Origin of the sequence: Paenibacillus sp. FSL H8-0317 (assembly GCF_045040685.1) — a bacterium.
Lineage (GTDB): Bacteria > Bacillota > Bacilli > Paenibacillales > Paenibacillaceae > Paenibacillus.
Genome location: NZ_CP150294.1, coordinates 5,941,124 through 5,955,059, shown reverse-complemented (window position 1 = coordinate 5,955,059; position 13,936 = coordinate 5,941,124). Strand labels below are relative to the sequence as shown.

8 protein-coding genes are annotated in these 13,936 nt (G+C 47.7%); 6 read left to right on the top strand and 2 right to left on the bottom strand.

Annotated elements, in window-relative coordinates; all coding sequences use genetic code 11:
- Positions 1–225: 225 nt before the first annotated feature.
- From MHB43_RS26670 to dnaI, 4 genes are all read left to right on the top strand, one after another.
- A complete protein-coding gene (locus MHB43_RS26670) occupies positions 226–1,545 on the top strand; it encodes a glycoside hydrolase family 125 protein (protein ID WP_405130794.1) in 1,320 nt (439 codons plus the stop codon).
- Positions 1,542–4,721: a beta-galactosidase gene (locus MHB43_RS26665; protein WP_405130793.1), complete on the top strand. Its 3,180-nt coding sequence runs from the start codon at positions 1,542–1,544 to the stop codon at positions 4,719–4,721. The genes MHB43_RS26670 and MHB43_RS26665 overlap by 4 nt, the downstream gene beginning before the upstream one ends.
- Positions 4,718–7,501: an alpha-mannosidase gene (locus MHB43_RS26660; protein WP_405130792.1), complete on the top strand. Its 2,784-nt coding sequence runs from the start codon at positions 4,718–4,720 to the stop codon at positions 7,499–7,501. Before MHB43_RS26665 ends, MHB43_RS26660 begins: the two co-directional genes overlap by 4 nt.
- Positions 7,502–7,765: 264 nt before the next feature.
- Positions 7,766–8,716 (top strand): primosomal protein DnaI, encoded by a 951-nt coding sequence (dnaI, locus tag MHB43_RS26655; protein WP_076319793.1) that lies wholly within the window; start codon positions 7,766–7,768, stop codon positions 8,714–8,716.
- A gap of 128 nt (positions 8,717–8,844) precedes the next feature.
- On the opposite strand, the gene MHB43_RS26650 is transcribed toward dnaI, so the two are convergent.
- Positions 8,845–9,000 (bottom strand): hypothetical protein, encoded by a 156-nt coding sequence (locus MHB43_RS26650; RefSeq protein ID WP_017692450.1) that lies wholly within the window; start codon positions 8,998–9,000, stop codon positions 8,845–8,847.
- Between the two features lie 262 nt (positions 9,001–9,262).
- Between MHB43_RS26650 and trxA the strand changes: the two genes are divergently transcribed.
- Both trxA and uvrC read left to right on the top strand, forming a co-directional pair.
- Positions 9,263–9,580 carry a thioredoxin gene (gene trxA / locus MHB43_RS26645; protein ID WP_017692451.1) on the top strand — a complete coding sequence of 106 codons (318 nt, stop codon included), beginning with the start codon at positions 9,263–9,265 and terminating at the stop codon, positions 9,578–9,580.
- Between the two features lie 472 nt (positions 9,581–10,052).
- On the top strand, positions 10,053–12,140 hold the full coding sequence (uvrC, locus tag MHB43_RS26640) for an excinuclease ABC subunit UvrC (protein WP_221821005.1): 2,088 nt from the start codon (positions 10,053–10,055) through the stop codon (positions 12,138–12,140).
- Here uvrC and MHB43_RS26635 read toward each other — a convergent pair.
- Positions 12,109–13,806: a CPBP family intramembrane glutamic endopeptidase gene (locus tag MHB43_RS26635; RefSeq protein ID WP_221821004.1), complete on the bottom strand. Its 1,698-nt coding sequence runs from the start codon at positions 13,804–13,806 to the stop codon at positions 12,109–12,111. The two genes, uvrC and MHB43_RS26635, sit on opposite strands and share 32 nt — an antisense overlap.
- Between the last annotated feature and the right edge of the window lie 130 nt (positions 13,807–13,936).

Sequence of the window (13,936 nt, the reverse complement as noted above, 5' to 3'; positions counted from 1 at the left end):
TGTTCAACTAAAAATTCACACGATAACGGAGAGGACAGAAAGAATTCGAAGAAGCGAAGCGTTCGCCTTTATCCCCAGATTTTACCCTTTAGAAAAGGGAATCAAAAAAATCTGGGGATAACAGCGATCGGAGGATATTTCTGACCGCGCAGTGGTCCCGTGTAAATTTTTGTTTCATCCTGTATAGCTACACCATTCAATTTGTTTAAGGAGTTGCACTCATCCATGGAACAGTTCAGATTACCCAAAATACCCATGCCGCCTGTTATCTTGCCACAATCTATTCAGGCTGTGCTCGAAGAAGCAGAACAGAAACTGGCTCACCGGCCAAAACTGCTTCAATTATTCAAAAACTGCTTTCCCAACACTATTGAAACAACAACCAAGTTGATGGAGGACGGTACGACTTTTGTGATCACAGGAGATATTCCAGCTTCCTGGCTGCGTGATTCCGTGGAGCAGGTGGTACATTACATTCCGTTTGCAAAAGAAGACGAGGACCTGCAACGCATTATTGGCGGGCTGATCAAACGTCATATCCAGTATGTACACATCGATCCGTATGCCAATGCCTTCAATGAGACGGCCAACGATTGGCACTGGAACACCACGGACGAGACCGAGATGTCACCTTGGGTGTGGGAACGCAAATTCGAGATTGATTCATTATGTTTCGTTGTGCGCCTGGCGTATTTATATTGGAAGGAAACCGAACTGACTGACATTTTCGATTCAAGCTTCAAAGCAGCGATGCGTAAAATCGTGGACCTGTTCAAAGTCGAACAGCATCACATGGAACAATCTCCATATCGCTTCACTCGCAATAACGGTATCCCAACAGATTCCCTGCGCAATCACGGAAAGGGTATGCCAGTCAATTACACGGGTATGATCTGGTCCGGTTTCCGTTCCAGTGATGATGCGTGTGATTTCCACTACAATATCCCTGGCAACATGTTCGCGGTTGTAGCTCTGCGCCAAATGCAGGAGTTTGCCGAGTGGGTGTTCCGGGATATGGAACTTTTGCAGGAATTGAAGGATCTAGAGCAGGACGTGGATCACGGCATTCAGTTGTACGGGATTTATCGTCATCCGGAATTTGGACCGATCTATGCATACGAGACGGACGGTTATGGCAACCACTGTCTCATGGACGATGCCGGTACACCAGGATTGATGTCCATTCCATATCTGGGTTACGTCACAGCGGATGATCCAATCTACCAGAATACCCGCCGCTTCGCTCTGAGCAAAGAGAACCCATTCTATTATGAAGGCAAGGTTGCCAAAGGGATCGGAAGCCCGCACACACCACCAGATTATATCTGGCATATGGGCTTGTCCATGCAGGGACTGACTGCGCAGTCTGCCGAGGAGAAACTGGAGATTATTCGCATGCTTGAAGCGACAGATGCAGATACAGGTTATATGCATGAAGGCTTCCACGCTGATGATCCGACGATTTTTACACGAAAATGGTTTGCATGGTCCAACAGCCTGTTCTCCCAGTTGGTCTATAAATCCATGAAGGATGGCCTGTTATGAGTATCCAACCTAATGATAAAAAGCTGATTATCCTCGCTGACTCTACGTTTCCATTGGATGGTACTTTTCCAACTGAGCAGGCTCTGAATACATGGAAAGCAGTCGAAGAGATCACCGTTGTAAACGCCGAAGAACTCGCAGAGACTTTGAAGACTACAGCAGGTGAAGGATGTCTGGTGAATCTGCATGCACCCTATTTCCCAAAATCCGCCTGGACGGAGATTGCAGCTTACTTGCATCAGGGCGGAAGCCTGATCAGTGTTGGTGGTGCGCCCTTTAAACGTCCGGTTCGATATGAGAATGGGGCATGGGTTGTAGAGTCCGAGCAGACCGCGTATCATCAGGAACTCTATATTCATGAGGCACTGAACGTATCTTCTGCCAATGTGCAATCGTACACGTCATCCGAACAGATCCCGCTTCTCACTGGGAAAGAAGGACTGTTTGAGAAGGCAGATACATGGAATCTGGTTCCACATACAACCAAAACAAGTGATCTGCCTCATCAGATGGGATCATCCGGCCCGATGAGTACGCAGATTTACCCATTACTTCGTGGCATGAGTAAGGATGGACGCAGTGTCGCCGCTCCGGTCGTTCTGTGGGAGAATTCCCGCGGGACTTTCGTTGGTTCACGCTGGATGTTTGTACATCTGCCGCTGACCACCTCATTCTGGACGCAGGATGGAGCTGATGAGATTGTGAAGTGGGCGCAATTCTGTGCGCAAGGTGTAACCGAGTTATCCCTCAAAACGAATTATGCTTCGTATGAGCCAGATGAGCGGGCTGTACTCACACTTCAAGGTCAGATTTTACAGCGAGCAGGCAACAGACTTACCGAGTCCGAGCTGTGGACGTTTGACATAACGGTCGAGCATGAAGATCGCACAAGTGGCATGACAGAGAAGGTATGGAGCCATCGACTGGAGATGGAACTTTCCGGTGAGCAGCGTTTCGAACGTATACTTCTCCCGGTATCCATTGAAAGTGGGCTGTATCGGATCATATGCCACGCGCAGGCACCTGACGGGGAAGTTCGGACCTTGCGTCAAGGCTTCTGGGGACAGGATGCTGCACTGCTGGCAGAAGGGGAACTGATTACCCGCAGCAGGGACTATTTTGTAAAAGACGGACGTCCTCTCCCTGTTGTGGGCATGACCTACATGACCTCCGATGTGGCACGGAAATTTTTGTTTTTGCCAAATGCGGATGTTTGGGATCGAGACATGGCTCAGATGGCCAAAGCAGGCATCAACTGGATTCGGACGGGAATCTGGACCGCCTATCGCAACATGATGCAGGTGGACGGACATATGGCAGAGGATGTGCTTCGTGCCATTGATGCATTTATTTTAACGGCGAAACGCCACGGCTTACAGGTCACGTTCACCTTCTTCTCCTTTACACCGGAGACATGGGAAGGCACGAATCCGTATTTGGACCCGCAGAGTGTCGAGGCTCAGAAACGTTTTATCCGCAGCATCGTAAGTCGTCACACGCACACAACGCATGTGGACTGGGATCTGATTAACGAGCCATCGATGTTCGATCCAGTACGTATCTTCTCAGCTGGCCCACGCTCGGCGAGGGATTCGTATGAACAGCAGGCTTTTGTCGAGTGGCTTCAGCAACGTCATGAGACGATTGAAGCGTTGCAGGAGGCATGGAACATGTCGCCGAAGCAGCTCCCCAACTTTGCAGCCGCGGTGATCCCAGAGGCGGAAGAGATTAATTTTGATGTACAGGACATGCACAAGGCCAAAAAAGGAACACGCTGGCTTGATTATTGTCTTTTCTCCATGGAAATGCACAATGTATGGGCTAGAGAGCTTGTAGGTACGATCAAGGATCTGGTGCCGAATCATCTGGTCACCGTGGGACAGGACGAAGCCCTTGGTGCGCAGCGTCCTTCACCATTCTTCTATGAACGTGAAGTGGACTATACAACGGTGCATTCCTGGTGGTTAAACGATGATCTGATCTGGGATGGCATTTTCGCTAAAACGCCACATAAGCCAAATCTCATTCAGGAGACGGGCATCATGTATGTGGAAACCCCGGATGGACGAGCCAAACGTACGGAAGAAGAGCTTCGTGGCATTCTCGAACGCAAGTACGCCTATGCGTTCTCAACAGGCGGCGCAGGAGCGGTGCAATGGATCTGGAACACCAACTTCTATATGGATAATGCCAATGAGTCTCATATCGGAGCCCTTCGTGCAGATGGTACGGAGAAGCCAGAGGCGGATGTGTCTTATGATTTTGGCCGATTCATGCATGGCATTCGTGATCTCTTTGAAGACCGCGAGCTGGAGGATATTGCAGTGGTGTTCCCGTATTCCAATGACTTCTCCAACCGTGCCTTGGCCTATGATGCCACAACGAAGCTTACTCGCGTGATGTCTTATGATCTGAAACTGCCGTTCCGTGCGTTATCCGAATATCATCTGGAAGCACTGCAGCAGCAGCCACCCAAGCTGATTATCGTGCCGAGTCCACACAATATGGACAGCGATGCACTGCAACAATTGCTCAAGTTCGCGGAGAACGAAGGCACGAGCCTGCTCATCACTGGACCACTGGGGCTGGATGCGTACTGGAAGGCAACTGACCGAGCAGATCATATTGTAGGCAAACGCAGTCTGGGCAACGTGCAGCGGGAAGAATTGCTGAATATTAATGGCGTGAACCACCGGGTGACCTATGGACGGCGTCGGATCGCCGAGGTGGCAAAGGAGACGTTGCTTCATGGGGATAATGGTACAGCAGATGAAGTACACGTTCTGCCTTTGGGCAAAGGGAAATTAATCTGGACTCCACTGCCGCTCGAGTTAAATGGACGGGACGAGCCACTTGCTGAATTGTATCGTTATGCAACTGAAATTTCGGGCATCGAACAGGAGTTGGAATGGATATCCGGTGGGGATATCGCTGGGATCTACGGCCGGAAGCTTAGTTTTTCAAAAGGAAATCTGTATGTATTTGTATCGGAGTTTGTCTTGAACCATGAAGTTCATGTGAGAGATCAACGTACAGGTGTATCGTACTCGTTCCAATTGGAGAAAAATCGTTCGGTGCTGTTTGCCACGGATGCTTCTGGAAAGCTGACTGCGGTGTATCGCCCGGATGAGGTTGAGATTGTACAACAAGACGAAAGAGGTGGGATAACACGATGACCAAGAAAAAGAGAGCACATATTATTTCGCATACCCACTGGGATCGGGAATGGTACTTGCCGTATGAGAAGCATCATATGCGTCTTATTCAGCTCGTCGATTCACTGTTGGATCAGCTTGATGAGGGATCGGACTATAAAAGCTTTTATTTGGATGGACAAACGATTATTATCGAAGATTATCTTCAGGTTCGCCCGGAGCAGAAGGAACGACTGGAGAAGCATATCCGCAATGGGCGGATTGTGATTGGACCATGGTACATTTTGCAGGATGCGTTTCTGACGAGTGGAGAAGCCAATGTGCGCAACATGCAGGTTGGACATAAGGACGCCAAGCGTTACGGCACCCCTTCAAAAATTGGTTACTTTCCCGATACATTCGGATTGGTCGGACAGACTCCGCAGCTGATGCAACAATCAGGCATTGATAATGTGTTTTTTGGTCGTGGTGTGAAGCCTACGGGATTTAATAATACGGTATCGGATGCCGGATATGAATCAAGCTTCTCGGAGCTGATGTGGGAAGGGCCAGACGGATCGAAAGTGCTCGGCGTATTGTTTGCCAACTGGTACTCCAACGGAAATGAAGTTCCAGTAGACGAGGAATCGGCCCGCAAGTTCTGGGAAACCAAGCTTGCAGACGCTGAGAAATATGCATCAACGAATGAGTTGTTGTACATGAACGGATGTGATCACCAGCCGATTCAACGAGACCTGCCAGAAGCCATCCGTATGGCTGAGCAATTATATCCCGATATCGAGTTCATTCACTCCAACTTTCCAGATTATCTGGAAGCTTTGAGAGCATCGTCTGAACATGAGTTGTCCACGGTCAAAGGTGAACTGCGCAGTCAGCGTACTGATGGCTGGGGAACTCTGGTGAACACGGCCTCGGCTCGTGTGTATCTGAAACAGATGAACCAGCTAGGCCAGACTATGCTGGAAAAAGTGGCTGAACCCTTGGCATCCTACGCCTATCTGCTTGGACATGCCTATCCACATGATCAATTGACATATGCCTGGAAAACGCTGATGCAGAATCATCCGCATGACAGCATCTGTGGATGCAGTGTGGATGAGGTGCATCGCGAGATGGTGACACGGTTTGATAAGAGCCGTCATGTGGCAGAGGCGCTGATTGAAGAGAGCACCAGCCAGATTGCTACAGCTGTCGATACCTCCATATTTGAGCGCTACGGCGAAGGTGCCCGGCCTGTCGTGGTATTTAATACAACGGGGTGGGAACGCAGCGGTGTAGTTCAGATGGAACTGGACGCGGCTCGGTTGTATTTCCGGGATGGATATACATTGGAGGAAATGGCGGCACAGATGAAAGCCGTTGACCTGTCAGATCGCATACTGGTAGATGAAGATGGTAATCACATTCCATGTACGGTGGAGGATCTGGGTCTGCAATTTGGCTATGATCTGCCAGATGATCGCTTCCGTCAGCCGTATAGCTGTCGGCGCGTTCGTATTCGTTTTGAAACAGAGCATGTAGCCGCATTTGGCCTGAAAACCTATGCGTTGGTCAACGTTGCGGATGATGCTAAGAGTGGTACTCCGTCGAAAACGACTACGCTGTTGCGTGGTGAACGTGGCATGGAAAATCAACATATGATCGTCACGATTGCAGACAATGGTTCATTCACACTCACAGATAAACGAACAGGTCGGACTTTTAAAGAGCTCGGCGTGTACGAAAATGTGGGCGATATCGGCAATGAATACATGTTCAAGCAGCCAGAGAACGAAGTGGCGCGAACAACACGCGAGCTTCAGGCAGAGATTCGGGTCCTTGAGAATACATCATACTTGGCCTCATTCGAAGTGATCCATCATTGGGAAATACCGGAGTCTGCGGATGAGATGCTGGATCAGGAACAGCGGGAACTGATTTATTATCCACATCGCAAAGCCCAGCGTTCAGCGAAAATGACTCCACTTCAGATCCGTACAGTGATATCGCTTAGTCGTAGTGGAAAAGGTGTCCAGGTGGAGACAACCTTCAACAATCAGGCGAAGGATCATCGGGTGCGTGCTCTTTTCCCAACGGATCTTGTATCTGCTGTTCATCATGTGGATTCCATGTTCGAAATTGCAACACGTGATAACAAGCCTGCACCGGAGTGGCAAAATCCAAGCAATACACAGCATCAACAGAATTTTGTAGATGTAAGTGAACAAGACGTCGGATTGGTCGTTGCCAATCTGGGCCTGAATGAATATGAAGTCCTTCAAGATGGACGTAACACGGTTGCCGTAACGCTGCTTCGTGCGGTTGGCGAACTCGGAGACTGGGGTTTGTTCCCTACACCGGAAGCACAATGCCTTGGTGAACATACATTTCAGATCGAGATCATTCCGCATGATGGAAATGGTGCAGCATCAGGTGCATATATCGAGGCCTATCAGTTCCAGGTTCCTTGGACGCTGGCACAAACCGAAGTACACCCGGGTTATCTGACACCTAGTAACACACCATTTGCATGGCAAGGAGACGGATTGGCGTTTTCTTCACTCAAGGTAAATGAGGATTCCGGTGATGTGATGCTACGCTGGTTCAATATGACCACCAACTCTGCCACGTTAAATCTTGCTGCATCACAGGCGAATCCACAGCCATTCGAAACGGCATACAAGAGCAACATCTTGGAGGAAGAGGGCAAAATGCTCCATTCTCACAGCATAGAAGAGGCATCGACATTATCATTTGCCAGCAAGGAATGGAACATACAGACAGGTTCATGCGAGATCATCACTGTTGGCTTACGGCTCTAATAAAGGTTGTTCAAAAGGCCGAAAAACAGACTTTTGACCACGCACTAAAAGGTACCGGACTGCAAGTGTGCTCTAAACTAGGCATTATGTACGGTGGTGGAAGGGTTACGCTATTTACCAGATGTATCTGTTGAGTTATTGGTTGTTTTTCTATAGAATGAACAGTAGAATTGCTAATGATCGAAAGTTCCTATGCCATCAAGATGGCCATGGGTACACTTCAATTGTTCATTCTATATTGAAACATTAAGGGGGCTTGAAGCCATGGAATCCTTGGGAGGACTGCTTCAGCAGCTGAACCCTGCCTTTCGTGAGCAATCGCGGCGGATTGCGGCGGAATTGATGGAAAATCCGTACGTACGCGAATTCCGCGCAGGTCATCCTGAACTGCAAGATGCACAGCTCATGACCGATCTGAGCAAGCTGTTTCAGTACGCCAAAGACTCTAAGAACTGTGCGAATTGTCCGGGACTCGACAACTGTCCTAACGATTTTCAGGGCCACTTTTGCAAACTGGAAGTAGAACATTTTAACGGTAAACCCGAAATCATAGATATAAAAGCGCCTTGTTCCAAACATATCGCCCGGCAAAATGAACATATCATTAAGCAACGCATTCGCAGTTTCTATGTGGACGAGCGTGCGCTCAGTGCTGGATACAACGACGTGGAGATTATGGGCAAGGATCGGATGCGTGCTCCGGCAGTGAATCAGGTGCTTCGGTATATTAGGGAGACCAAGGAGAACGGATTATCTCCGCAAGGACTGTTTCTTGAGGGAACTTTCGGGACGGGTAAGACGTTCCTGATGTGTTATCTGCTGCATGAACTGGCGGTTGCAGGGCACACGGGTGTCATTATCTATATGCCTGACTTTGTGGAGGATCTGAAATCCATGATTAGTGAAGGGCAGAAGCTGAAGGAAATGACGGATATTTTGAAAAGCTGTGATCTGCTCATTTTTGATGATATTGGGGCAGAGAATCTGAACCCTTGGGTTCGGGATCATGTGATGGGGTCCATTCTGAACTATCGGATGAATCGCAAACCAACGTTCTATACGTCCAATTACAATCTGGATGGGCTTGAAAAACACCTGAGTTTCACCAATCGGGATGGCGAGGAAATGAATAAAGGTCAACGTTTGATGGACCGGATTCGTCCATTCGTGGATGTCATCTCCGTTCGGGGTGAGAATCAGCGTGGCAAACGTTAAACCGGTTAGCTTTTGGTCTGATTTACAAAATGTTCTTCTTAAACGATAAGTAGTCCCAAAAAAAGCCTGGCTTTCGCATTGTTGCGAAAACCGGGCTTTTCTGGTCCTGCGTGAGACCTGTGAGTGTCCTATTCGGTGAGGAATTTGAAGATAACCATACCGAAAAAAATCACTGTCATGAGACCGGCCATGCCGGCAACACCCGCGATCAGATCAAATAGATCGTTCCGGGGTTCCTCGTTCACATGTTCACGCGGGTCGCTGATCCGCACATTTGCATCCATGTTATTGCCTCCTTATGGGGAAACAGCTTGCCCTTATGGGGGCTGAAACCCGGAGTAATTTTAGTATACTTGGAAAAGAAAGCGTTTGTAAAGATTTTGCAGTTGGTATGCCATATCCTCTAATTGTGAAGATTTGATGTTGGGAAGATGAACATTGCAGCGTTCAATTCACAAGTTTGACGTACCTGTGTTATACTGGAAGTGTCGTTCACGACGTTACAGGTTAAAATAAACCGTAAGTATATATAAGGAGGACAATTTCATGGCTATTGTTAACGTATCCGATCAATCCTTCAACGCTGAAGTAGAAGGCGAAGGAACGGTTCTTGTTGATTTCTGGGCGCCTTGGTGTGGTCCTTGTAAAATGCTCGCTCCAATCCTGGAAGAGCTGTCCACAGAAGTTGGCGATGCAGTGAAAATTGCTAAAGTTAACGTGGATGAAAATCCGGAATCTGCTTCCCGCTTTGGCGTAATGAGCATTCCAACTTTGATCTTCTTCAAAGACGGTCAACCGGTAGATAAAGTGGTTGGTCTGAACTCGAAAGATGCGCTCAAAGGAATTATCGCAAAACACCAATAATTTACAGGCTTACACATACGCCTCCGGTTTACATGCCGGGGGCGTTTTGCGTCGAATACCTTTATATAGGGCAATATAAAGTAAAAATATTTTTTATACTTGAATGTAGAGTACAGAACCGATCTGGAGAAGCGAAGTGCTCGCGTTTATCCCGGATTCATCTCTGATATAGTTGGAACTATGTATTTACACAGTAACGGAGAGGACAGAAAAAACCTGAAGAAGCGAAGCGTTCCCCTTTATCAACAGATTTTTCCCTTGAGAAAAGGGAATGAAAAAAATCTGGGGATAACAGGGATTGGAAGGTTGTTCTGTCATCGTAGTGTCAGTGTGAATTATCTTTAGTTTCTTCTTATAGAAAAAGGTGACTCAGAGACAATACGATAACGGATTGGAAGACGGTACTGTAATCAGAATGGCTTAGTGTAACCTTTTATTTATACTTTTTTCGGGAAGGAGGATTCACCGAATTATGGATCAATTCATGAATGATTTGCAGGATCAGGAGAAGGCATTGGAGCAGATTCGCCACAAGCTCGCTTTGCTGCCAGACATGTCTGGTTGTTACCTGATGAAGAACAGTGAAGGCACCATTATCTACGTAGGTAAGGCCAAAGTGCTGAAGAACCGCGTACGCTCTTATTTTATCGGCAGTCATAATGGAAAGACTCAGCGTCTGGTGTCTGAAATCCGTGATTTTGAATATATCGTGACGGGCAGTAACATGGAAGCACTCATTCTGGAGTGTAACCTGATCAAAAAACATATGCCGCGGTATAACGTGTTGCTCAAGGATGATAAGACATTCCCATATCTTAAAATTACAAATGAAAAGCACCCCCGTCTGGAAGTAACCCGGCGTGTGCTGAAAGATAAAGCCAAATACTTCGGACCTTATCCGAACTCGTATGCGGCACACCAAACGAAAAAATTGCTCGACCGCATGTATCCACTGCGCAAATGTGGTGTAATGCCCAAAGAAGTCTGCCTGTACTATCACATGGGACAGTGTCTTGCCCCTTGTGTGAAGGAAGTGGAGAAGGAGCAGTACGACCAGATTTCACAAGAAATTGGTTCATTTCTGAGCGGCGGTCACGAAGAGATTAAGAAGGATCTGCAGCGTAAGATGCAAGAGGCTGCGGAGGATCTTTATTTTGAACGGGCCAAGGAACTGCGCGACCAGGTAATCGCCATCGATGCGATGATGGAAAAACAGAAAATTACGATGGCCGATGCCAGAGACCGTGATGTATTTGGTTTTGCCATTGATAAAGGCTGGATGTGTGTCCAGATTCTATATATGCGTCAGGGTAAAATGATTGAACGTCACGTATCAACCTTCCCGTTTTACGGTGAGGCGTACAGTGATTTCATGTCCTATGTAACACAGTATTACAGCGATAATCCGGCATTGCCACAAGAAATTTTGTTGCCGGAAATGCCCAAGGATCTTGCAACGGATAACGACAGTTTGGATACGGGTTCTGATGCTGATGGATCGGTACCTGCCGCAGTTACGGTGGAGTTCGATCAGACGGGACAAGTGGAGCACAGTTACGCTTCCCAGCCACTGGTTGCTGAGACTCGTGCAGCTTACGGAGGTTCCGCTGAGGCAGAAGGTGAACAACCTGACAGTATGCAAGAGGATGCTCCAATAACGGATACAACTGCTTCTACTGAAAAGCTTCCATCAGGACTGGAAGACCCAACTCAGGTTGCTGCTGCTTTACAGGAGTGGTTGGAGATCAAAGTGCTCATCCCGCAACGTGGATTGAAACGCCAGATGATCACCATGGCCGTGGATAACGCACGTGTGGCATTGGAAGAAAAGTTCCGTTTGATTGAGCGAAATGAAGAACGGACATCCAAAGCTGCCGAAGGGCTGGGACGTTTTATTGGATTGGATCAGCTTCACCGTATTGAAGCGTTTGATAACTCGAACATCCAGGGTACAAACCCGGTATCTGCCATGATTGTATTTACCGATGGTAAACCGGATAAGAAGGAATATCGGAAGTACAAGGTTCGTTCGGTTGAAGGGCCGGATGATTATGAAACGATGAGAGAGGTCATCCGTCGCCGTTACGAGCGAGTATTGAAAGAAAACCTGACCCAGCCTGACCTGATTGTGGTTGATGGTGGTAAAGGACAGATCTCGGCTGCGGTCGATATTTTGGAAAATGAGCTGGGGCTGTTTATTCCGGTATGTGGTCTGGTGAAGGATGCGAAGCATAAGACTTCACAGTTGATGATCGGTAATCCACCAGAAGTGATCTCCCTGCCTCGGGATAGCCAGGAATTCTACCTGTTGCAGCGGATACAGGAAGAGGTCCACCGTTTTGCGATCTCGTTCCACCGGGAACAACGTGGCAAATCGATGGTGACATCACGTTTGGATGCCATTCCGGGTATTGGAGAGAAGCGGCGTAAGTTGCTGTTGAAGCATTTTGGCTCTTTGCGCAAAATAAAAGAGGCCAGCGTCGAAGACTTCCGGCCTCTATCTATTGGTGACAAACTGGCAAATCAGATTATTGCAGCACTTCGTGATGAGGAGTCGTAACATACGGCTTCTCTTTTTGTTTTGGATTGAATTTGTAGACCACATATCCAACGATGGCCGGCAGTACAATCCAGAAGAGTCCGGCAGCCATATTCAGGGCATCGCCCATAAAGACCAAGCTGAGTCCCATCAGCAAGCTGTCGAAGATCACATGGGCAAATACAACGGCAATGAAGCCGTGACGCAGCATGATCAGACTGAACAGCAATCCAATCACCATCAGTTCAATGGGACGAGTGATTACTGGATAGATCGGATACAATGTGTGTCCAAGTGCCCAAATGATGGTTGGGATCAGACAGGCAATAAACGTGTTACGCACAATCTTTTGCATCATGCGAATGCCGAACAGTCGATAAACAGTTTCTTCACCAATACCGGCCATCCAGGCCATGATCGGGAAGAGCCAGGCATAGGTCATATTAAATGTAGATTGATCTGCTGACGTCGTTGACCATGTGCCGATGCTTCGCTCCAGAATGAAGAACAGGATGGATTGAACACCCAGTAGAATGAACGCCCACAGGTAACCAGCAACCATGCTGTGAAGTACATATTTTCCATATCCGGGTTCCTTGGCACGAGGCCATGGGTTCAGACCTATTTTACGCCACATGCCGTCACCAGCAACGAGAGACAGATAGATGGTTGCACTCATAACCAGTGTAATTCCTGCCTGCATTAACATCAGGAACGCTAACATGAAGCTGGAAAGTCCTTGTGCCTGAAAGAGTGGAATCATGTTCAGTGTACCAATTACTGAAGCTGCGAAATACACCAGCGAGAGAATGATTCCGCGTTTGAAAGATGTATGTGCTCGGGTCAGAATGCTATAGATGATTGCCAGCACGCCCAGAACAAAGGTCAGGAATGCATAGCCGCCATAAGTCATCCAATTGGCCTGACGTGTTTGATCTTTCACATAATCGGTATGGGATTCAGGGACCGAGAAGCCAGGATCGAACGATCGTACCGCACCCTCTTCAAACGTAAAGTTCAGTTCAAGCTTGGAGTCTCCGATGGCTTTTGCAGAATCTGTATACTTCAGTCCCGCTTCACCATCGCGAGTCTCCAGTTGAAGTGTAGGCACTTCATAACCGAATTCGGTCAGAACGCCAGCCGCGAGCTGTTGTTTCTCGTCCAGAGATATATTGCCTTCAGCAAGTACTTGCGATGTGGTCACTCGTCCACTAACCTGCTCCGCCTCAATGGCGGTATAGAGGGAAGAAGGCAGTTCCCGTTTGAAGCCGACTACTTTTCCTGTTTTCATATGTACGTCAACATTAAGATAACCGCCTTTGTGTTGATCAGGCAAACGAACGCGGAATACATCGTAAGGATAGCTAGTTTCCCATTTCTGGTTATAGGTATCAAGTTGTTTGGTTTTGGCCATATACCCGTAGATATCGGAATGTGTCTGGTAGGTTACCAGAGTTTTTTCATCATCATTTGGCAGTGAATAGTCATTCACAGAAGCTGCGAATGATCGTGCGGATTGCTTCGCCTGCTCCTTGGTTATGAAGGAGGTGGACGGAATTTCTGTCGTTTGTGATGAGGTAGCTGGAAAGATCTGAAATACAAAAAATAGAATCAGGCCAATCGCCGCAAGCAACCCCAGCCGCTTGAAGTTAGCCTTGAGTAGCAAAGGCTGCCCTAAGGGATTCATGTAATGGTGTTCCTCCTTAATCTAATATGGATATTAAAGTTAACATAGCACAGGGCAAGCACCGAATGCCAATGATGTAACGAAAACAGGTGTAAATCCTTGAAAATGAATGAAAAGGACCGAAAGAATC